The sequence below is a fragment of the Plantibacter sp. H53 genome (assembly GCF_001650455.1).
GTDB lineage: Bacteria > Actinomycetota > Actinomycetes > Actinomycetales > Microbacteriaceae > Plantibacter > Plantibacter flavus_A.
Map to the genome: position 1 here is coordinate 169,115 of NZ_LWCT01000035.1, position 20,615 is coordinate 189,729.

A 20,615-nucleotide genomic window follows, 5' to 3' on the forward strand; every position below is an offset into this window, starting at 1 on the left:
GCTCTGGATCGGCGTGCTCATCGGTGCGGTCGCCGCATCGCTCATCGCCGTCCCGCTCACCCTCCTCTCGGTCGGTCGCCTGTTCACGCCGATGCTCGACCGCGGCTCGGTGCAGACCGGTGTGGCCGAGGTGCTCAAGCAGGACTTCGGCCTCGCGGACGTCGAGAAGGTCGAATGCCCGAGTGACCAGCCGGCCACGACCGGGACGCAGTTCGAGTGCACGTTCTCGTACAACGCGAAGAGCTACCCGGTGGCCGTCGAGGTCATCAACGACCAGGGGCAGTACCGCGTCGGGATCGACGCGCCGAAGTAGCAGTGTGTCGGCCCGGCGTCCCCTGGAGCGACGACGGTGCCGACGGTTTCGCCACGGACCGGGTGGTACGCTGGGCGAATGTTGTCCGGGCTGCTCCTCCTTCCCAGCCGCGACGAGGCCTAGTTCCAGGCTCCCTCGTCGCGGAGGTCGCTGACGCCTGACCACTCATCGTTTGAAGGAATTCCACGACATGTCGCAGCTGAACGCCGATCCGTCCGTCCCGAGCATTCCCGAGCATCCACGCACGCTCGCCGAGAAGGTCTGGGACGACCACCTCGTCGTGAAGGGTGAGGACGGCACGCCCGACCTCATCTACATCGACCTGCACCTCGTCCACGAGGTGACGAGCCCGCAGGCCTTCGACGGCCTCCGCCTGGCCGACCGGCCGCTGCGTCGCGTCGACCTCACGATCGCGACCGAGGACCACAACACCCCGACGCTCGCGATCGACAAGCCGATCGCCGACCTCACCAGCCGTACGCAGATCGAGACCCTCCGTCGCAACGCCGCGGAGTTCGGGGTGCGGATCCACTCCCTCGGCGATCTCGACCAGGGGATCGTGCACGTCGTCGGGCCGCAGCTCGGCCTCACGATGCCCGGGATCACGGTCGTCTGCGGCGACTCGCACACCTCGACCCACGGCGCCTTCGGGGCCATGGCCTTCGGTATCGGCACCAGCGAGGTCGAGCACGTCATGGCCACGCAGACGCTGCCGCTGAAGCCGTTCAAGACCATGGCGATCACCGTCGAGGGCACGCTGCGGCCGGGGGTGACCGCGAAGGACATCATCCTCGCCGTCATCGCGAAGATCGGCACCGGCGGCGGGCAGGGCTACGTCCTCGAATACCGCGGCTCGGCGATCCGTGCGCTCTCCATGGAGGGCCGCATGACGATCTGCAACATGTCGATCGAGGCCGGTGCCCGCGCCGGCATGGTCGCCCCGGACCAGATCACCTACGACTACCTGCAGGGTCGTCCGCACGCACCGACCGGAGCCGACTGGGACGAGGCCGTCGCCTACTGGGACACGCTTGCGACCGACGAGGGCGCCGCCTTCGACGCCGAGGTCTTCCTCGACGCCGACACGCTGGAGCCCTTCGTCACGTGGGGCACCAACCCTGGACAGGGCGTCTCGCTGAGCGAGAACGTGCCCGACCCGGCGGCCATCGCCGACCCGAACGAGCGGTCCGCCGCCGAGCGCGCCTTGGAGTACATGGCGCTCGAGGCCGGCACTCCGATGAAGGAGATCCCGGTGGACGCGGTCTTCATGGGCTCCTGCACGAACAGCCGGATCGAAGACCTGCGGGCGTTCGCATCCATCATCGAGGGCCGCACGAAGGCCGAGGGGGTGCGGGTCATGGTGGTCCCGGGTTCCGCCCGGGTTCGGATCGAGGCGGAGGCCGAGGGGCTCGACAAGATCATCACCGACTTCGGTGCGGAGTGGCGGTTCGCCGGATGCTCCATGTGCCTCGGGATGAATCCCGACCAACTCGCTCCGGGCGAGCGCTGCGCCTCGACGTCGAACCGGAACTTCGAGGGCCGTCAGGGCAAGGGTGGCCGCACGCACCTCGTCTCGCCGCTCGTCGCCGCGGCGACCGCCATCCGTGGAACGCTCTCCAGCCCGGGCGACCTCGAGGTCGAGCCCGGCAGACATGCCGCCACCGAGCAGGAAGGCGTGCACGCCTGATGGACAAGTTCACGACCGTCACCGGCATCGCCGCTCCGATGCGGCGCTCCAACGTCGACACCGACCAGATCATCCCCGCCGTCTACCTGAAGCGGGTCACGAAGACCGGCTTCGAGGACGCGCTCTTCGCGGGGTGGCGTCAGGACCCCGACTTCGTCCTGAACCAGCCCGTCTACGAGGGTGCCAGCATCCTCGTCGCGGGGCACGACTTCGGCACCGGCTCGTCGCGTGAGCACGCCGTGTGGGCCTTGCGGGACTTCGGGTTCAAGGTCGTCGTGTCGTCCCGCTTCGGCGACATCTTCCGCGGGAACTCCGGCAAGCAGGGCCTCCTGGCCGCCCAGGTCACGGAGGAGGAGCTCGAGCAGCTCTGGGCCGCGATCGAGGCCGCTCCAGGCGCGGATTCCGTCGTCGACCTCATCTCCCGGACCATCACGGTGGGCGATCTCACGGTTTCGTTCCAGGTCGACGATTACACTCGGTGGCGGCTCATCGAAGGACTCGATGACATCGGGCTGACGCTCCGTAGCGAGGAGCAGATCACCGCATTCGAAGCCCGGCGGCCGAACTGGCTGCCCCGCACCATTCCCGTCAAGTAGCAAGGCAGTAGGTACCGGTTTGAATTCACTCGTCCAGGCGTCACAGGCGGCAGGCTCGTCGGTCGGACTCGATGTCGACCGCATCACGATCAACGGCGGCATCCCGCTCCGGGGCCGCATCGAGGTCAAGGGTGCCAAGAACCTCGTGACCAAGGCGATGGTGGCGTCGCTGCTCGGCGAGAACGTCAGCGTCCTGCGCAACGTGCCGAACATCAGCGACGTCCGGGTCGTCCGCTCCCTGCTCGAGATCCACGGCGTGGACGTGACGGAGGGCGAGAACCCGAACGAGCTCCGCCTCGACCCGACCAACGTCGAGTCCGCCCACATGGAGGAGATCGACGCGCACGCCGGCTTCTCCCGGATCCCGATCCTGTTCTGCGGGCCGCTGCTCCACCGCCTCGGGGCGGCGTTCATCCCCGACCTCGGAGGGTGCCGCATCGGCGACCGCCCCATCGACTTCCACCTCGACGCGCTCCGCAAGTTCGGCGCGGTCGTGGAGAAGCTGCCGCAGGGCATCCGTCTCTCAGCTCCGAACGGCCTCCACGGGACGACGGTGCACCTCCCGTACCCGAGCGTCGGTGCCACGGAGCAGGTCCTGCTCACGGCGGTCCGTGCCAAGGGCACCACGGAGCTGAAGGGTGCGGCGATCGAGCCGGAGATCATGGATCTCATCGCCGTCCTCCAGAAGATGGGCGCGATCATCTCCTACGAGCCGAACCGCGTGATCCTCATCGAGGGCGTGGACAAGCTCGAAGGGTACGACCACACGGCCATCGGCGACCGCAACGAGGCAGCGAGCTGGGCGTCGGCCGCGCTCGCGACCGACGGCGACGTCTTCGTCGGCGGCGCGAAGCAGCAGGACATGATGACGTTCCTCAACATCTTCCGCAAGGCCGGTGGCGGGTTCGACATCACCGACGACGGCATCCGGTTCTACCGCAAGGAGGAGCTGAAGCCCGTGGTCATCGAGACCGACGTGCACCCCGGCTTCATGACGGACTGGCAGCAGCCCCTCATCGTCGCGCTGACGCAGGCGACGGGCGAGTCGATCGTCCACGAGACCGTCTACGAGAACCGGTTCGGCTTCACGGACGCGCTCAACACCATGGGCGCGAACATCGTCGTGCACCCCAATGGGCTGTCGGGTACGCCTCGTCGCGTGCCGCGGCGCAACCTCGAGCAGGCCGCCGTCATCAACGGCCCGACGCCGTTGCACGGTGCCGACATCGAGGTACCCGATCTCCGCGGTGGCTTCAGCCACCTCATCGCGGCGCTCACCGCCGAGGGCAAGTCGACGGTCAGCAACGTCGGCATCATCAGCCGTGGGTACGAGAACTTCATCGTGAAGCTCCAGCAGCTCGGTGCTGACTTCGTCCTCGAAACGAAGTAGTCCGCCGTGGGGGTGGAACGGTCGAGGCCGTCGATCTACTGGTTGCTGTCGTCGATCGCGATCCCGCCGTTCAGTGCTCTCGTCAAGCTCCGCGTCCGGCACGGCGAACGCCTGCCGCAGGAGGGGCCGTTCATCCTGTCGCCCAACCACGACAGCGAGTTCGACCCGCTGATCATGGGCGTGGCCGTCTGGCGGCTCGGGCGACAGCCCCGCTTCATGGCGAAGGGCAGTCTGTTCACGGTCCCGGTTGTCGGATGGCTGTTGCGGAAGTCCGGACAGATCCCCGTCGAGCGCGAGGGTTCCGCCCGCGGCATGGACCCGGTCAGCGCTGCAGCGCACCTGACCGAACGCGGTCAGGGCGTCATCGTGTACCCGGAGGGTTCGCTCACCCGCGACCCGGGTCTGTGGCCGATGCGTGGGCGCACCGGCGCGGTCCGGATCGCCCTCACGCACGGCCTGCCGATCATCCCCGCCGCGCACTGGGGCACACAGGAGGTCATGCCTCGGTACGGCAAGCTGCGGGTGTTCCCCTTGCGGAAGCGCGTCGAGGTCGCCATCGGCGAGCCGGTGGACCTCTCGGCCTTCATCGGGCGGCAGCTAGACTCGAAGACGCTGAACGAGGCGACCGAGGTCGTCATGCAGGCCATCACCGCCCTCTGCGAGGAGCTGCGCGGTGCCCAAGCTCCCGCGGAGCGTTGGGATCCCTCGAAACACCAGCAGAAGGAGACAGGCCGCTTTGAGTCCTAGGAACGTTCCGCAACCACCGGCCGCCACGAGGGTCGCCGTGCTCGGAGCGGGCAGCTGGGGCACGACGTTCGGCAAGATCCTCGCGGACGGTGGCTCCGACGTGGTCATGTGGGCCAGACGGCCCGAGCTCGCTCGCGAGATCACCGAAGCCAAGCGCAACAGCGACTACCTGCCCGGCATCAATCTGCCGATGCGGATGACGGCGACCGCGAGCATGGTCGACGCCGTGCGTGGTGCCTCGGTCGTGTTCCTGTCGGTCCCGAGCCAGTCGTTGCGAGACAATCTGATCGCGCTCCGCCCGCACCTCGAGGACGGCACCATCGTCGTCTCGCTCATGAAGGGCGTCGAGCGTCGCAGCGGATCCCGGATGAGCGAGGTCATCCGAGAAACCCTCGACATCGACCCGTCCCGCATCGCCGTCGCCTCCGGCCCCAACCTCGCGCTCGAGATCGCCCGCGAGCAGCCGACGGCCGCCGTGATCTCCTCGGAGAGCCTCGAGACGGCGCAGACGGTCGCGCTCCTCGCGCGGAACCGGTACTTCCGCAGCTTCGTGAACACCGACGTCATCGGTACCGAGTTCGGCGGTGTGCTCAAGAACCTCATCGCCGTCGCGATCGGCATCGTCGACGGCGTCGGCTACGGCGAGAACACGAAGGCCTCCATCATCACCCGCGGGCTGGTCGAGATGACCGACTTCGCGGTGGCCCACGGCGCGCAGCCGGAGACCCTCTCGGGCCTGGCCGGGCTCGGCGACCTCATCGCGACCTGCCAGTCGCCGCTGTCACGGAACAACACGGCGGGGCGTCTGCTCGGCCAGGGGTATCAGTTCGACGACGTCGTCAAACAGATGCAGCAGACCGCGGAGGGGCTCGCGTCCGTGGCGCCGGTGCTCGAGCTGGCCAAGGCGAAGGGGGTCGCGATGCCCATCGTCGAACAGGTCAAGCAGGTGCTCGACGGCACGCTCGACCCCAAGGACATCGCACCGCACCTCACGACCGACGACGACGAACCCCAGGGGGAGAGAAGCAACGATGACGCACAAGACCGGAGTGGTGGTGCTCTTTGGAGGCCGTTCAAGCGAGCACTCGATCAGCTGCGCAACGGCGGGCGGCGTCCTCGCCGCGATTGACCGCGAACGGTACGACGTCTACCCGGTCGGGATCGCCCACGACGGCTCGTACGTCCTCGAGGTCGACGACCCGAGCCGGTACGCGCTCGACCCCGCCCACCTGCCGGAGGTCGACCCCTCGCGGCCGGCCGTGCGCTGGCCTGAACGCGTCGGCAGCCGCGAGTTGACCGTCGTCGGGGAGGACGGCGTCCCGTTCACCCTCGGCCCCGTCGACATCGTCCTCCCGATCCTCCACGGTCGGTTCGGCGAGGACGGCACCGTGCAGGGCATGCTCGAGCTCGTCGACCTCCCGTACGTCGGCTCCGGCGTCCTCGCGTCCTCGCTCGGCATGGACAAGCACTTCACGAAGACGGTGCTCCAGGCCGCCGGGATCGCCGTCGCCCCGTGGGTGCGGTTCACCGCCCACGACTGGGCCACGGCACCCGAGGAGGTGCTCGCATCGCTCGGGTCGCTCGGGTCACCGGCGTTCGTGAAGCCGGCGCGAGCCGGTTCGAGCGTCGGGGTGTCGAAGGTGTCGACGCCGGACGCGTTCCGTGCGGCGATCGAACTGGCACTCGCCGAGGACTCGACCGTGCTCGTCGAGACCGGTCTGGTGGGCCGAGAGGTCGAGTGTGCGGTCCTCGAGTCCCTCCCCGGCGAAGCACCTCGGGTCTCGGTTGCCGGCGAGGTCGTCGTGACCGGACGCGACTTCTACGACTTCGAGGCGAAGTACCTCGACGCCCCCGGTATCGAGCTCGTCTGCCCCGCCGACCTCCTTCCCGAGCAGTTGTCGGAGATGCAAGACCTCTCTCGTCGGGCGTTCGAGGCGTTGGGCTGCGCGGGCCTCGCCCGGGTCGACTTCTTCCTGACCGCGGACGGCTTCGTCGTCAACGAGGTCAACACCATGCCGGGGTTCACCCCGATCTCGATGTTCCCGAGCTGCTGGTTGGCCTCGGGGCTCAGCTACCCCGAGCTCATCACCGAGCTGATCGAGGTCGCGCGCGCCCGATCCTGAACGGCGCGGCGCCGGGAACGGTCAGCCGTCGGTGGGGATCGGGAGCTCGGCGTCGCCGAGCGCGGTGCACTTCCCGGTGACGGGGAGCACGGACACCGCGGGCGCCAGATCCGCCAGGACGGTGCTGCTGGCGACGGCGTCGCCGTCGAGCACGATCTCGACCGCGGGCGTGCGCCCGAAGGTCGTGAACCGGTAGCTCGGCGCGTCGGTGTCGTCGATGATCCAGTCGACGCCGTTCACGGACTGGCACTGCTGCGTGGTCGGGCCGGGGATCGCGACGCCGCAGTGCAGGAGGACCGTCGCAGGATCGCCCCAGGCCCCGGTGGCCTGGGCGTCGGTCCCTCGCTCGGGCAGTTCGGCGACGACGTCGGGCAGACGCACCGTGACCTCAGCGCACTGCGGGTTGTTCGCATCGGCGGCGGGTTCGAGCGCGACGGCGGGCGCGCACCCGGCCAGGGCCAGGGTTGCGGCTGCGGCGAGGGTGGTGGCGAGGAGCACACGAATCGGGGACATCGCCCACCAGGCTACCGTTGATCCCATGAACGAGTCTGGGAGCGCGTCCGACGATCACGGAACGGTCGGGCCCTGTGTCGGGGACCTCGCCGAGGGGGAGCTGCTCGAGCGCATCTTCCCTCGCCTGCCGCAGGCCGACGCCGAACTCCTCGGGCCGGGTGACGATGCCGCGGTCGTCCTGGCGCCGGACGGTCGGTTCGTCGTCACGACGGACACGATGATCCACGGGCCGGACTTCCGGCTGGCGTGGTCGAGCGCCCACGACCTGGGCTGGAAGGCTGCGGCCAGCAACCTGGCGGACGTCGCGGCGATGGGGGCGCGTCCGACGGCACTCGTCGTCGCACTCGCCATGCCCAAGCACCTGCCGGTCGCCGTGCTCGACGGGTTCGCAGACGGACTGCGCGACGCCTGCGCCGAGCTCGCGCCCGGCTGCGGTGTCGTCGGCGGTGATCTGGCCGTGTCTGACGTCTTCATGATCGCGGTGACGGCGTTCGGCGACCTCGAGGGTCGTGCCCCCGTCCGGCGCGACGGTGCGAGACCCGGTGACGTGGTCGCGGTCGCGGGGGAGTTGGGTTCGGCTGCGGCAGGTCTGCGGCTCCTCTTCTCGCGTGGGGTCGACGCCGACGGCGTGCCTTCGGCCGAGGCAGCATCCGTCCTACGACGCGATCACCGGGTCGAGGTGGAGGCACAACTCGCGCCACGGCCACCGATCGCGGCCGGGGTCGTCGCCGCCGTCGCCGGTGCCACGGCGATGCTCGACCTGTCGGACGGGCTCGCGCTCGACGCCGGTCGCCTCGCGCGGGCGAGTGGGGTCGCGATCGACCTGCGGGCAGAGGAGCTGGGTGCGGACGTGGCGCTCGCCCTCGCCGGTGGCGAGGACCACTCCCTCCTGGCGACGTTCCCGTCCGTCACGACGATCCCCACCGGCTTCCGGACCATCGGCACGGCCCGGACCGGTGCCGGGGTCCTCGTCGACGGTGTGGCCTACGACGGTCGCGCCGGCTGGGACCCCTACCGCGACTGGGACGACGCGTCCGGTTGAGCGGTGTTCCCGGCCGCCGTGGCGCGAGGACCGTGCGGTGACGCGGTGACCGTGACGCGTTGACTCAGACCGGCGTGATCCACCAGACGACGGTCTCGCCGTAGGTGCTCTTCCGCAGGACCTCGAGCGCCGCGGGAAGGGTCGGTTCGGGTGAGCGGGAGCTCCGCTCGACGAGCACGAGCCCGTCGTCGGTGACCAGACCGACGAGCGCGGCGAGGTTGGCCGTCAGCTCCGCCTCGGGGAGGTCGTACGGGGGATCGATGAAGACGAGGTCGGACGGTACCGTCGCCCCGGACAGGTAGGCGCCGACCGACTTGGCGTGCACCGTGATGCGCGGTGCCGCTCCGCGAGGCGCTGCCGAGGTCACGATCCTCGCGTTGTCACGACACAGCTTCGCGGCCTCCGACCCTCGGTCGACGAGGGTGATCACGGCGGCACCCCGGCTGGCGCACTCGAGCCCCAGCGACCCCGAGCCGGCGTACAGGTCGAGCACCTCGGCGCCGGCGATCACGTCGCGGGCCTCCAACGCGGAGAAGAGGGCCTCGCGGACGCGATCGCTCGTCGGTCGTGTACCGCTGCCCGGAACCCGGATCGTGCGTGATCCGGCGAAACCCGAGATGATCCTGATGCCGGCCATGGTCCCATCCTCGCAGGCTGGGCGAAGCCGAGCGAACCGCGGTGTCCGAGGTCCCGAATAGAATCGACGGCATGACGGGGATCGAGCTGGGCACGAAGCTCGGCGGTGTCCTCGGCGGACGAACCGCGACGGCACTCCAGAAGGCGTTCGGCGTCGAGACCGTCGGCGATCTCCTCGAGCACTACCCGCGTCGCTACGCGAAGCGCGGCGAGCTGACGGTCATCGGCCAGCTGCCGCTCGGCGAGGACGTGACGATCGTCGCCGACGTCCTCGAGGTCCGCGACCGGCAGATGAAGCAACGCAAGGGCTCCATCCTCGAGGTCGTCATCTCCGACGGTCAGGGTCGGCTCAACCTCACCTTCTTCAATCAACCCTGGCGGGCGAACGAACTCCGGCCGGGCTTGCGCGGCATCTTCGCGGGCAAGGTCGGCGATTACCGCGGCAGCTATCAGCTCGCGCACCCGCAGTATCAGCTCTTCCCCGATGACGCCGACGCACCGGCGCTCGCGGACGCCCAGGCGAAGGCGTGGTCGGAGGCGCCCATCCCGATCTACCCGGCGACGAGCACGATCACGAGCTGGAACCTCAAGCAGTCCGTGGAGCTGGTCCTCGACGCCCTGCCGCCGCAGGAGGACCCGGTCCCGAGGTCGGTCCGGGCGGCGAGGGGTGAACTCTCCTTCGACGCCGCCATCCGGGCCGTCCACCGCCCGACGGTCGACCGCGACTGGCAGCGTGGTCGCCGCAGCCTGCGGTATCAGGAGGCGTACCTCCTCCAGACGGCCCTGCTTCAACAGCGAGCGGCCACCCGTGCCCTGGCGGCCGAACCCCGCGTGCCGAAGGCCGGCGGCTACCTCGAGCGCCTCGATGCCGCGCTCCCGTTCGAGCTGACCGGCGACCAGCAGACGGTCGGGACCGAGATCGCGGCCGACCTCGCGCAGCCCAATCCGATGAACCGACTCGTCCAGGGTGAGGTCGGCTCGGGCAAGACGCTCGTCGCCCTCCGGGCCATGGCGGCCGTCGCCGACAGCGGGGGACAGTCGGTGCTGCTGGCGCCCACCGAGGTCCTCGCGGCGCAGCACCTGCGGTCGATCGTCCGTTCGCTGGGGCCCGACCTCTCGGCCGAGCTCATGCCGACGCTGCTCACCGGCCAGCTGCCGACCTCCGATCGCAAACGGGCGCTGCTGCGGATCGTCGCCGGCCAGGCCCGGATCGTGATCGGGACGCACGCGCTGCTGGGTGACGCCGTGACCTTCGCCGATCTGGGGATGGTCGTCGTCGACGAACAGCACCGCTTCGGCGTGGAGCAGCGCGACCAGCTCCGTCAGAAGGGACGCACGCCGCCGCACGTCCTCGTGCTGACCGCGACGCCGATCCCACGGACCGTGGCCATGACCGTCTTCGGCGACCTCGACGTCAGCATCATCAAGGAGCTGCCACGCGGGCGGCAGGGGATCGAGAGCTTCGTGGTCGCCCTGGCCGATCACCCGCGGTGGATCTCCCGCGTCTGGGAGCGACTCGCCGAGGAACTCGCGCAGGGGCGGCAGGGGTTCGTGGTGTGCCCGGCGATCGACGCCAAGGAGGTCGAGCCCGGTGAGGCGCTCGAGGAGGACGTCGACCCGGCGCGGCCGATCGCGTCCGTGCTCGCCACGGTGGAGCAGCTGCGTACCCACCCGCTGCTCGCGTCCCGACGCATCGACGTCCTCCACGGCCGGATGAGCGCGGAGGAGAAGGACCGCACGATGCGGGCCTTCGCCGCCGGTGAGATCGACGTGCTCGTGGCGACGACGGTCATCGAGGTGGGCGTCGACGTCCCCAACGCCTCGACGATGGTCGTGCTCGACGCGGAACGCTTCGGGGTGTCGCAGCTCCACCAGCTCCGCGGACGCGTCGGTCGAGGGGGCGTCCCCGGGCTGTGTCTGCTCGTCACCGCGGCGGAGGCGGAGAGCACCGCACGCGAGCGCGTCGACGCGGTGGCCGCGACCCTCGATGGCTTCGACCTCGCGCAGGTCGACCTCGAGCTGCGGCGCGAGGGCGACGTCCTCGGCAGCATGCAGTCGGGCGGGCGGTCCTCGCTCAAGCTGCTCCGGGTCGTGCACGACAGCGAGGTCATCATCGAGGCGCGGGCGGATGCCGCCGAGCTCCTCGAGACCGATCCCGACCTCGCCGACCACCCGGTGCTGGCCGAAGCGCTCCGTCGGCGCCTCGACGAATCAGACCGCGCCGCGCTCGCCAAGAACTGAGCACCGATAGGCTGGCGGCATGAAGCGGATCGCCGTCGTCCCCGGATCGTTCGACCCAGTCACTCTCGGTCACCTCGATGTCATCGAGCGGGCGGCGCGCATCTTCGACGAACTGCACGTGCTGGTCGTGCACAACCCCGACAAGTCCGCGCTGCTGCCGATGCCGCAGCGGGTGTCCTTGCTCGAGCGCTCCATCGCCGACGGAGGGCTGCCTGACAACATCGTCGTCGCGCAGTGGAACGTCGGCCTGCTCGTCGACTACTGCACGGACGTCGGCGCGAGCGTGCTCGTGAAGGGCATCCGCTCGCAGGTCGACGTCGCGTACGAGACGCCCATGGCCATCATGAACCGCAGCCTCGCCGGTGTGGAGACGGTCTTCCTCCTGCCCGATCCGGCGCACGCGCACGTGTCCAGTTCACTCGTCCGGCAGGTGGCCGCGCTCGGTGGCGATGTCAGCCCGTACGTCCCGCAGGTGGTGGCGACCTTCCTCCAGGAGGGCTAGGGCGTCCTCCCGGTCGGGTTCGGCGTAGAATCGTCGATCGTGACTAGGAAGAGAACGAACAATTCGCCGTTCAGCGTCAACGTGCGCGATCTGGTGAACCGTCCCGGGGAGATGCGCGAGCACGACCTCGAGATGGTGCTCGCCGAGCGCTGGGGCGAGGGCCTGGTCGCCGTCCAGGAGGGCACGACGCTCTCCGAGCAGGTGCGTCTCGAGTCCGTGCACGAGGGGATCCTCGTGACCGTCGACGTCGACGCACTGGCGACCGGCGAGTGCGGACGCTGCCTCCGCGACATCGAACTGCCTGTCGAAGTCGAGATTCAGGAACTTTTCGCGTATCCTGATTCGGAAGCGTCTGACTTCGAGGTTCACGACGACCACGTGGATCTTGAACCTCTGGTCAGAGATGCGGTAGTTCTCGCATTACCGTTTCAGCCGGTGTGCCAGCCGGATTGCCCCGGACTCGACCCCGAGACCGGTGAGCGGCTGGCCGAACGTCCGGAACGACACCCTCACGACGTCGCAGATCCTCGCTGGTCTGCGCTCGCGGGCTTGTCCTCAGACTCCGTACTTGACACAGACGCCAGCAGCGCCCAGCGCGCCGCTGCAGACACAGAAGAGAGATAGATCATGGCTGGAAACCCCCCGAAGCGGAAGGTCTCGCGCTCGAACACCCGCTCGCGTCGCTCGCAGTGGAAGGCCGCCGTGCCGACGCTCGTGAAGACGGTGGAGAACGGCCGCGTCACGTACAGCCTGCCGCACCGCGCCAAGGTCGTCGAGGACTCGCAGGGCACCGCCCTGTACCTCGAGTACAAGGGCCGCAAGGTCGCAGACGTCTGATCCGCGCGTTGAACGTCCGCGTTCGAACAGCGTGAACACGAATCATTCCGACCACACCGGAATCGGCTCCGAATCGGAGACCGATCCCGGTGTGGTCGTTTTCGCACGACAACTCGGTGTCGACGTCTCCTACGAGCTGCTCGACCTGGCGCTGACGCACCGCTCGTACGCGTACGAGCACGGTGGACTCCCGCACAACGAGCGCCTCGAGTTCCTCGGCGACTCGATCCTCGGGCAGGCCGTCACCGTCATGCTCTACCGCGACTTCCCGCACCTCGACGAAGGCCAGCTGGCGAAGCGACGTGCGAGCCTCGTCTCGACGATCGCGCTCGCCGAGGTCGCACGTTCGATCGGGCTGGGCGAGCGGATCAAGCTCGGCAAGGGTGAGGACCAGACCGGTGGGCGCGACAAGGCGTCCATCCTGGCCGACACGATGGAGGCCGTCATCGGCGCGACGTACCTGTCGGCCGGCCCCGACGCGGCGACGGCACTCGTCCTGCGACTGGTGAACCCCCTGCTCGAGAATCCTGAGCGCTTCGGCGCGGCGATGGACCCGAAGACGAGCCTCCAGGAGGCCGCTGCGGCCATCGGGGCGCCGGCGCCCGTCTACGAGATCGCCAGCTCCGGCCCCGACCACAACCGACGGTTCGTCGCGACGGTGACCGTGGGAACCGCGGTCACGGCGACGGGCTCCGGTACGAGCAAGAAGCACGCCGAGATGGCGGCGGCCCTGGAAGCCTGGTCGAGGATCAGTGCCGGAACTCCCTGAGGTCGAGGTCGTCCGCGCCGGCTTGGAGCCCGCCGTCAGCGGCGCGACCATCGCCGGCGTCGAGGTCTTCGACGAACGCTCCCTGCGCCGCCACGCGAGTGGTGTCGCCGACTTCACCGCACGGCTGACGGGGCGGACCATCCGATCGGCCGTCCGACGCGGGAAGTTCCTCTGGTTCCCCCTCGACGACGATGAGGCGATCGTCGGTCACCTGGGCATGAGCGGGCAGATGCTGCTCCGGTCGCCCGGCGACGACGCCGACCGACTCCTGCGCATCCGCTTGCAGTTGGAGCATCCCGAGCACGGCGAGCTCTGGCTGCACTTCGTCGACCAGCGGATCTTCGGGTCCATGGCGGTGACCGCGCTCGTCCCGACGACGGACGGAGCCGCAGGTGGGTTCGGCGACGAGGTCGCGATGGTGCCCGACCAGGTCGCGCACATCGCCCGCGACCCGATGGACCCGGCCTTCGACGACGCCGGCTTCCTCCGACGACTGCGCGAGAAACGCACCGGTGTGAAGCGGGCGCTCCTCGATCAGACCCTGGTCAGCGGGATCGGCAACATCTACGCGGACGAGTCGCTCTGGGCGGCGCGCATCCACCCCGAACAGGAGACCGCCCGTCTCGGCCTCGGGCGCGCCGGCCGGCTGCTCGATGAGGTGCGTGCCGTGCTCGCGAAGGCCCTGGCGGAGGGCGGGACGAGCTTCGACGCCCAGTATGTGAACGTCAACGGTCAGGCAGGGTACTTCGCGCACAGTCTGAACGCCTACGGCAGGCAGGGTAAGCCGTGTGCGCGCTGCGGCACGTTCATCGTCCGCGAGCAGTTCATGAACCGCGGCTCGCACCGCTGTCCGGTCTGCCAGCGCCGCACCTGACGATCAGTCGCTGCGGGGGAGTCGGCGCTGCCATTCTCCGGAGTAGCCGACGATGCGGAACCCGAGTCGGTCGTTGATCGCGAGCATGTGCGCGTTCTCGTCGGCGTTCCAGGTGTAGATCCGGGACCGCTCGGGTGCCTGATCGGCGAGTGCGATGAGGTTCGCCGCCTTCATCCAGAGTCCGAGGCCGTGTCCCCGGTGGTCGGCGAGCACGAGCGTGTCCCACTGCTCCGCGTGTTCCTTGCCCTCGCCGAGGACGAGCTCGCTGTACCCGGCGACCGCGCCGCTGTCGCGGTGGACGGCGGCGGCGACGATCGCGTGGTCGCCAGACGCCGCCAGCTGGTCCTCGCGCGCGCGGACCCGCTCGGGCGTCCAGACCTCGGGGTCGAGTTCCAGATCGGCGGCCGGGATGTCGGTCGCCATGTGTTCGCGGGCCGTCGCGAGCGAGCCGAGCAGCTCGTCGGGGGTGTGATCCACCCACTGCACGAGGCGGTACGCGTGTCCGGCACGGGCGGTCGACGTCTCGACGATGTCAGGCAGCTCCCCGAGCATCGAGGCGAGGTCGCAGCGGTTGGTCCGCTCGACCTGCGCGAGGGCGTATCCACGATCGAGCATGAACCGGCTGGCCGCGGCGTTCGCGGGGATCGCCCGTTCGCCGACGCTCGCACCGAGGAGTGGTTCGTCGGTCGGGATGTCGTCGACGGCGTGCTGGGTGAAGGCGGTCACCGTCGGGCGGCCGGCCGCGAGGGCCCGTCGCTCCAACTCCTGCAGGAGCGCCGTGCCGATCCCTCGACGCCGCTCCTCTGCGAGAACGCCGACGTTCAGGGAGGCCGTCACCGCGTCGGCCTCGGTGCCGTATCCGAGCCAGCCGCGACCGACCACACGCCCGTCGAGGACGGCGGCGAGCAGGACGCGTCGCTGGAACCGCTGGTCGCGGTACTCGGGAAGGGCCATCGCGGAGGTCAAGGCGAAGTCGTCGGTGGACCAGATCTCGGCTTCGAGCGTGTTCGCGACGTCCTGGACCGCGTCGAACACCGCTGAGCTCCCGGTCGCCGGGATCTCGACCTCGTCGATCGTGGCGCGCATCGTCGCCTCCCTCCCACACCAGACCGTCCTGGGTGATGCGGTCCATGCTACGACCGCCGCGGCGGGCCGGCACAGCGTGGTGTCCCTCGTCCGTCCGCGGATTCGCTACCGTAGTGCACAGCATCCGCGACGCGGGAGAGGAGGTGCGCGTGTACCTGAAGAGCCTGACGCTCAAAGGGTTCAAGTCCTTCGCGCACCCCACCACCTTCGCGTTCGAGCAGGGCGTCACCTGCGTCGTGGGTCCCAACGGCTCCGGCAAGTCGAACGTCGTCGACGCGCTCGCCTGGGTGATGGGCGAGCAGGGGGCGAAGACTCTCCGCGGCGGCAAGATGGAGGACGTCATCTTCGCGGGAACGTCGACCAGGGGACCGCTCGGTCGAGCCGAGGTCACGCTCACCATCGACAACAGCGACGGCGCGCTGCCCATCGAGTACACCGAGGTGACGATCAGTCGCACCCTGTTCCGCAACGGCGGGAGCGAGTACGCCATCAACGGCGACACGTGTCGGTTGCTGGACGTCCAGGAGCTCCTCAGCGACTCCGGTCTGGGCCGCGAGATGCACGTCATCGTCGGGCAGGGGCAGCTCGACGCGGTGCTGCGGGCGACGCCCGAGGAGCGCCGCGGCTTCATCGAGGAGGCGGCCGGCATCCTGAAGCACCGCCGACGCAAGGAGAAGACGCTCCGGAAGCTCGAGGCGATGCAGACCAACCTCACGCGGTTGAGCGACCTCACCGGGGAGATCCGCCGGCAGCTGAAGCCGCTCGGTCGTCAGGCGGAGATCGCCCGGGAGGCGCAGACGATCGCCGCGGTCGTCCGCGATGCCCGCGCCCGGATCCTCGCAGACGACGTCGTGGGCCTCCGGCGCTCCCTCGACGAGCACAACCGCTCGGAGAGTGAGCGCCACAGCGAGCGCCTCGTCCTGCAGGAGCAGCTGGAACAGGCGGAACTGCGGATCAACCGGATCGAGCAGGCACAACTCGGCGACGCGGTCGACGACGCCCGCCGGATCACCTTCGAGCTCGAGAGCGTGCAGGAGCGCCTCCGGAACCTGTACACGCTCGCCAACCAGCGGCTCGCGCTCCTCGGTTCGTCGACGGACACGACGGCCGCCGAACCCCGGATCACGAAGCAGATGGTCGCCGACGCGACCGCGGAGATCGACGGACTGCGGGTGGCGGTCGCCGACGCGGAGCGCGCGTTGCAGGAGGCGCAGGCGGACACCCGCGCGAAGCGCGCCGCACTCGACGCGGTGGACGTGGAGATCGCAGCGCAGAGCGCGCTCGTGTCACGACACGACCTGGAGCTCTCCAAGCTCGCGGGCGCCGTCGACGCCGCCGGGTCCAAACTCGCCGCGGTCCGTGGCGAGGCGTTGCGCCAGCAGAACGCGATCGACGCCGCCGCCCTCCGTCTGGACGCCGCGCGGCTGGAGTACGAGGCGCTCGAGGAGGACCCGACCGTGGCGGACGCCGCCGACTCCGGGCTCGACGACGCCTACGAGGCGGCCCAACGCGGCGCGGCGGAGGCCGAAGGGGAGATCGAGGGCCTGCGCGAGCAGCTCCACACCCTCGAACGTGAACGCGATTCGCTCGGCGCCAAGACCAGTGCACTCTCGCGCGCCCTCGACCTCAAGACCGGTTCGGCCGAACTCGCTGCGAGCGGGATCGAGGGGATCGAGGGGATCGTCGCGGACCGGGTGCAGGTCCGACCCGGCCACGAGTCGGCTGTGGCCGCAGCGCTCGGCACGCTCGCGGAGGCCGCCGTCGCCGTCGACCGGCACGCTGCCCGGCGGGCGCTCGATCACGCGGCCGACCAGGATCTCGGCCGGGTCGAGATCGTCATCGCCGACGGTGCGCGAGACGTCCCGGACGCGCCCGCCGGGTTCACCTCGGCTGCCGAGCTGGTGGAGGCCCCTCCTGGCGTGCTGGGGATCCTCGCCTCGGTCCTCGTCGTCGATTCGCTCGACGACGCGATCGCGGCGTACGACCGACTCGGCTCGTCACTCGGCGCGTTCACCCTCGTGACCCGTGACGGCGCGGTCGTCACGGACAGCATCGTCCGCGGGGGGAGCGGCGGAGCGCAGAGCCGCATCGAACTGCTGGCCGAACGCGATGCGGCAGCCGATCGACACGGCGAGGTCGAGTCGCTCATCGAACGGGCGCGCTTCGCCCTGGCCGAGCAGCGTACGATCCTGCAGGAGGCAAAGCAGACCGCGCAGGCAGCGCTCAGCGCCCTCCGCGAGTTCGACGCCAACCGTGCGTCACAGGCCGAGCGCGTGAACCGGGTCACGGTCCGGTACGAATCCGCACAGGCCGAACACGACCGCCTCCTCGCAGCTGCCGGGACGGCGGAGGCGGCCGTCGCCGACGCCGCTGCCGCCGTGGAGCGGGCCAAGCTGGACCACGACACCGCTCGCGCGCGTCCACGACCCCTCCTCGACGTGTCGGCACGCGATGGGCTCTCCGCCGAACTGGACGCAGCGCGCGAGGCCGAAGTGCAGCACCGCCTCCTCCTCGAGACCGCGCGCGAACGCGTGCGGGCGGAGGAGCTCGCGGTCGCGAACCTCGAGCGGCAGCGGCAGGCCGACCAGGCCGCGGCTGAGGAAGCGGCTCGGCGTGCGGTCATCCGTGCGCGCCAGGCCGCGGCCGCCACCGCTGTGACGGAGGCGCTCCCGCCCGTCCTCGACTCGGTCGACCGGTCGGTCACCGAGGCCCGCGTCGCGCTCGCGGCAGCCGAGGCGACGCGGGCCAGCCGGAACGCCGAGCTCGTACGACTGCGCGGCGAGGAGCACACGCTCCGGCAGCGGCTGCAGGTCGTCACCGAGAGCGTCCACGGCCTCGAACTCCAGATCTACGAGAAGAAGCTCCACCTGTCCGGTCTGCTCGAGCGCGCCGGGTCGGAGCTGGGACTCGTCGAGGACGTGCTCGTCGCCGAGTACGGGCCCGAGGTTCCGGTGCCCGTCGACCCTCCGACACCCCGCGCGACCGCCCGCTCGGCGGTGCGAACGGCCGACGAGACCGGTCCGGAGGTCTCGCCCGAGACGACGATGCCCGACTCGGACGAGGCGCCCGAGGCACGTGCCGACGGACCCGCGACGCCGGACGCCGAGCCGGAGGAGGAACCCACCGAGGAGTCGGACGACGTGTCGACGACGCCCTACGTCCGCGCCGAGCAGCAGAAGCGTCTCGCAGCAGCGGAGCGCACCTACGCCCAACTCGGACGGGTCAACCCGCTCGCGCTCGAGGAGTTCGCGGCACTCGAACAGCGCCACCGCTTCCTCACCGAACAGCTCGCCGACCTCACCAGCACCCGCGCCGACCTGCTGTCGATCATCGAGGACATCGACGGGAAGATGGAGGTCATCTTCGCCTCGGCGTTCGCCGACACCGAAGCCGCCTTCACCGAGGTGTTCCCGATCCTGTTCCCGGGCGGCACGGGCAGCATCTCGCTCACCGACCCCGAGCATATGCTCACCACGGGCATCGAGGTGTCGGTCAAGCCCGCCGGCAAGAAGATCGAGCGCCTGTCGCTGCTGTCGGGCGGGGAGCGCTCGCTCGCCGCGGTCGCCCTCCTCATCGCCATCTTCAAAGCCCGACCGAGCCCGTTCTACATCATGGACGAGGTGGAGGCGGCCCTCGACGACGCGAACCTCGGGCGGCTCCTCACCATCTTCGAGGACCTCCGTCAGACGAGCCAGCTCATCGTCATCACGCACCAGAAGCGCACCATGGAGATCGCCGACGCCCTCTACGGCGTCTCGATGCGCCAGGACGGGGTGTCGGCCGTCGTCGGTCAGCGCGTGGCAGCAGAACGCGCGAGCTGATCCGGTCTCGTGCCCACGCGACGGCACCGCCTCGCCGACGGCTACGCTGAGACCATGGCTGCACGCACACCCTGGTCACTCTCCGGTGCCCTCAAAGGCATGTTCCAACGTCCGACGATCGACGAGACCACTTGGGAGGACCTCGAGGACGCGCTCATCGGCGCCGACTTCGGCCCCGACGTCACCGAGTCGATCGTCACGGGCCTGCACGCCTCCGTCGACCGCTACCGCACCACCGACCCGCGCGACCTCCAGCGCATGCTGCGCGAAGAGGTCGAGGAGCGGCTGTCGAAGTTCGACACGACGCTGAAGCTCAGCGAGCGTCCGGCGGTCGTCCTCGTCGTCGGCGTCAACGGGGTCGGCAAGACGACCACCATCGGCAAGTTCGCGAAGTTCCTGCGCAATTACGACCGCACCGTCGTCGTGGGCGCCGCGGACACCTTCCGTGCCGCTGCCGTGGAGCAGTTGGCGACGTGGGCGGAGCGCGCGGGCGCACAGATCGTCCGCCCCCAGCAGCAGGGACAGGACCCGGCGTCCGTCGCCTTCCAGACCATCGAGTACGCCAAGCAGACCGGCACCGAGATCGTCATCATCGACACCGCCGGTCGGTTGCAGACGAAGGGCGGGCTCATGGACGAGCTGTCCAAGATCCGTCGCGTCGTCGAGAAGCAGGCGCCCATCGCCGAGGTCCTCCTCGTCCTCGACGCGACGACCGGTCAGAACGGTCTGTCGCAGGCGCAGGCGTTCATCGAGCACGCCGGGGTGACCGGGCTCGTCCTGACGAAGCTCGACGGCTCCGCGAAGGGCGGGTTCGTCCTCGCCGTGCAGGAGAAGACCGGCATCCCGATCAAGCTCGTCGGCCAGGGTGAGGGCATCGGCGACCTCACCGGCTTCACACCGCACGTCTTCGCACAGAATCTGGTGGGCAGCTGATGGCGATCGAACACGACTACTTCGGTGTCATCGCGACCGAGCCTGGTGGTGGCGTCTACTGGTCCGACAACATCGACGTCGGGGAGCAGTCCGTCTCCATCTCGTTGAGCGCCCCCGACGAGGACGACATCCCGGCCGATGCGCTCGACCTGGCGGCGGCGATGATCCTCGCCCTCGAGGGTTTCGACCTGCGCTCGCGTGAGGCGATGCTGAGCGAGGTCGACGACCGCACCTCCGAGGTGACGGAGTACATCATCCAGGCCGTCGAGGAGCTGGGGGAGTCCCTGCCGGACGTCCTGGTCGACGAGTCCGGAGACCGCGACGTCGACGTCATCCGGTCGATGACGCTGTTGAGCGTCGGGTTCGCGCCGCACCAGCACAACGGCGACGAAGCGTTCGCGGTCTTCGAGTACTCGCTCGACGCGGACCAGCTCGACGGCGTGCTCATGGTCGCCTACAGCTCCGATGGCGAGGTCACCGGGGTCACGAGCGAGGACTGAGCCCG

At 69.6% G+C, this 20,615-nt stretch carries 20 protein-coding genes; 17 read left to right on the forward strand and 3 right to left on the reverse strand.

The annotated features are described in order from the left end of the window. Positions 1-13: 13 nt before the first annotated feature. From A4X17_RS19520 to A4X17_RS14095, 7 genes are all read left to right on the forward strand, one after another. The gene (locus A4X17_RS19520; protein ID WP_079705634.1) at positions 14-313 is read left to right on the forward strand and encodes a DUF4333 domain-containing protein; all 300 of its coding nucleotides are present in this window, start codon (positions 14-16) and stop codon (positions 311-313) included. A 190-nt stretch (positions 314-503) separates the two neighbouring features. Then, the gene (leuC, locus tag A4X17_RS14070; RefSeq protein ID WP_064296292.1) at positions 504-2,000 is read left to right on the forward strand and encodes a 3-isopropylmalate dehydratase large subunit; all 1,497 of its coding nucleotides are present in this window, start codon (positions 504-506) and stop codon (positions 1,998-2,000) included. Next, positions 2,000-2,596 carry a 3-isopropylmalate dehydratase small subunit gene (gene leuD / locus A4X17_RS14075; protein ID WP_064296293.1) on the forward strand — a complete coding sequence of 199 codons (597 nt, stop codon included), beginning with the start codon at positions 2,000-2,002 and terminating at the stop codon, positions 2,594-2,596. The genes leuC and leuD overlap by 1 nt, the downstream gene beginning before the upstream one ends. Before the next feature lie 19 nt (positions 2,597-2,615). Further along, positions 2,616-3,986, forward strand: a complete 1,371-nt coding sequence (murA, locus tag A4X17_RS14080) for a UDP-N-acetylglucosamine 1-carboxyvinyltransferase (protein WP_064296294.1) — start codon at positions 2,616-2,618, stop codon at positions 3,984-3,986. Positions 3,987-3,992: 6 nt separating this feature from the next. Further along, complete coding sequence (locus A4X17_RS14085) at positions 3,993-4,733, forward strand: 1-acyl-sn-glycerol-3-phosphate acyltransferase (RefSeq protein ID WP_064296295.1); 741 nt, start codon at positions 3,993-3,995, stop codon at positions 4,731-4,733. Between the two features lie 37 nt (positions 4,734-4,770). Continuing rightward, positions 4,771-5,862 (forward strand): NAD(P)H-dependent glycerol-3-phosphate dehydrogenase, encoded by a 1,092-nt coding sequence (locus tag A4X17_RS14090; protein ID WP_229938610.1) that lies wholly within the window; start codon positions 4,771-4,773, stop codon positions 5,860-5,862. After that, entirely contained in the window at positions 5,765-6,856 is a 1,092-nt protein-coding gene (locus A4X17_RS14095; protein WP_064296297.1) for a D-alanine--D-alanine ligase family protein, read from the forward strand. The genes A4X17_RS14090 and A4X17_RS14095 overlap by 98 nt, the downstream gene beginning before the upstream one ends. A gap of 21 nt (positions 6,857-6,877) precedes the next feature. Here A4X17_RS14095 and A4X17_RS14100 read toward each other — a convergent pair whose 3' ends face one another. Beyond that, entirely contained in the window at positions 6,878-7,369 is a 492-nt protein-coding gene (locus A4X17_RS14100; RefSeq protein ID WP_064296298.1) for a DUF3515 family protein, read from the reverse strand. A 25-nt stretch (positions 7,370-7,394) separates the two neighbouring features. Between A4X17_RS14100 and thiL the strand changes: the two genes are divergently transcribed. Beyond that, entirely contained in the window at positions 7,395-8,411 is a 1,017-nt protein-coding gene (thiL, locus tag A4X17_RS14105; protein WP_064296299.1) for a thiamine-phosphate kinase, read from the forward strand. A 64-nt stretch (positions 8,412-8,475) separates the two neighbouring features. On the opposite strand, the gene A4X17_RS14110 is transcribed toward thiL, so the two are convergent. After that, positions 8,476-9,048, reverse strand: coding sequence for an RsmD family RNA methyltransferase (locus A4X17_RS14110; RefSeq protein ID WP_064296300.1), 573 nt, complete (start codon positions 9,046-9,048; stop codon positions 8,476-8,478). Positions 9,049-9,119: 71 nt separating this feature from the next. On the opposite strand from A4X17_RS14110, the gene A4X17_RS14115 reads away from it, so the two are divergent. The 6 genes from A4X17_RS14115 to mutM all read left to right on the forward strand — a co-directional run bounded on the left by A4X17_RS14115 (position 9,120) and on the right by mutM (position 14,270). Continuing rightward, the gene (locus tag A4X17_RS14115) at positions 9,120-11,288 is read left to right on the forward strand and encodes an ATP-dependent DNA helicase RecG (protein ID WP_064296301.1); all 2,169 of its coding nucleotides are present in this window, start codon (positions 9,120-9,122) and stop codon (positions 11,286-11,288) included. 19 nt (positions 11,289-11,307) lie between these two features. Then, on the forward strand, positions 11,308-11,790 hold the full coding sequence (gene coaD, locus A4X17_RS14120) for a pantetheine-phosphate adenylyltransferase (protein WP_064296302.1): 483 nt from the start codon (positions 11,308-11,310) through the stop codon (positions 11,788-11,790). Between the two features lie 111 nt (positions 11,791-11,901). Further along, positions 11,902-12,414: a DUF177 domain-containing protein gene (locus tag A4X17_RS14125; protein WP_064296358.1), complete on the forward strand. Its 513-nt coding sequence runs from the start codon at positions 11,902-11,904 to the stop codon at positions 12,412-12,414. Positions 12,415-12,417: 3 nt separating this feature from the next. After that, complete coding sequence (gene rpmF, locus A4X17_RS14130; protein ID WP_056006932.1) at positions 12,418-12,627, forward strand: 50S ribosomal protein L32; 210 nt, start codon at positions 12,418-12,420, stop codon at positions 12,625-12,627. Between the two features lie 91 nt (positions 12,628-12,718). Then, complete coding sequence (rnc, locus tag A4X17_RS14135) at positions 12,719-13,396, forward strand: ribonuclease III (protein ID WP_086473824.1); 678 nt, start codon at positions 12,719-12,721, stop codon at positions 13,394-13,396. Continuing rightward, positions 13,380-14,270: a bifunctional DNA-formamidopyrimidine glycosylase/DNA-(apurinic or apyrimidinic site) lyase gene (gene mutM, locus A4X17_RS14140; RefSeq protein WP_064296303.1), complete on the forward strand. Its 891-nt coding sequence runs from the start codon at positions 13,380-13,382 to the stop codon at positions 14,268-14,270. The genes rnc and mutM overlap by 17 nt, the downstream gene beginning before the upstream one ends. 3 nt (positions 14,271-14,273) lie before the next feature. On the opposite strand, the gene A4X17_RS14145 is transcribed toward mutM, so the two are convergent. Beyond that, a complete protein-coding gene (locus A4X17_RS14145) occupies positions 14,274-15,356 on the reverse strand; it encodes a GNAT family N-acetyltransferase (RefSeq protein WP_064296304.1) in 1,083 nt (360 codons plus the stop codon). 149 nt (positions 15,357-15,505) lie between these two features. On the opposite strand from A4X17_RS14145, the gene A4X17_RS14150 reads away from it, so the two are divergent. From A4X17_RS14150 to A4X17_RS14160, 3 genes are read left to right on the forward strand one after another with little or no spacing between them, the layout of a single operon-like run. Beyond that, entirely contained in the window at positions 15,506-19,177 is a 3,672-nt protein-coding gene (locus tag A4X17_RS14150; RefSeq protein WP_064296360.1) for a chromosome segregation SMC family protein, read from the forward strand. Positions 19,178-19,231: 54 nt separating this feature from the next. Continuing rightward, positions 19,232-20,110, forward strand: coding sequence for a signal recognition particle-docking protein FtsY (ftsY, locus tag A4X17_RS14155; protein ID WP_064296361.1), 879 nt, complete (start codon positions 19,232-19,234; stop codon positions 20,108-20,110). Then, positions 20,110-20,610, forward strand: a complete 501-nt coding sequence (locus A4X17_RS14160) for a DUF2004 domain-containing protein (RefSeq protein ID WP_064296305.1) — start codon at positions 20,110-20,112, stop codon at positions 20,608-20,610. The genes ftsY and A4X17_RS14160 overlap by 1 nt, the downstream gene beginning before the upstream one ends. Positions 20,611-20,615: the final 5 nt, after the last annotated feature.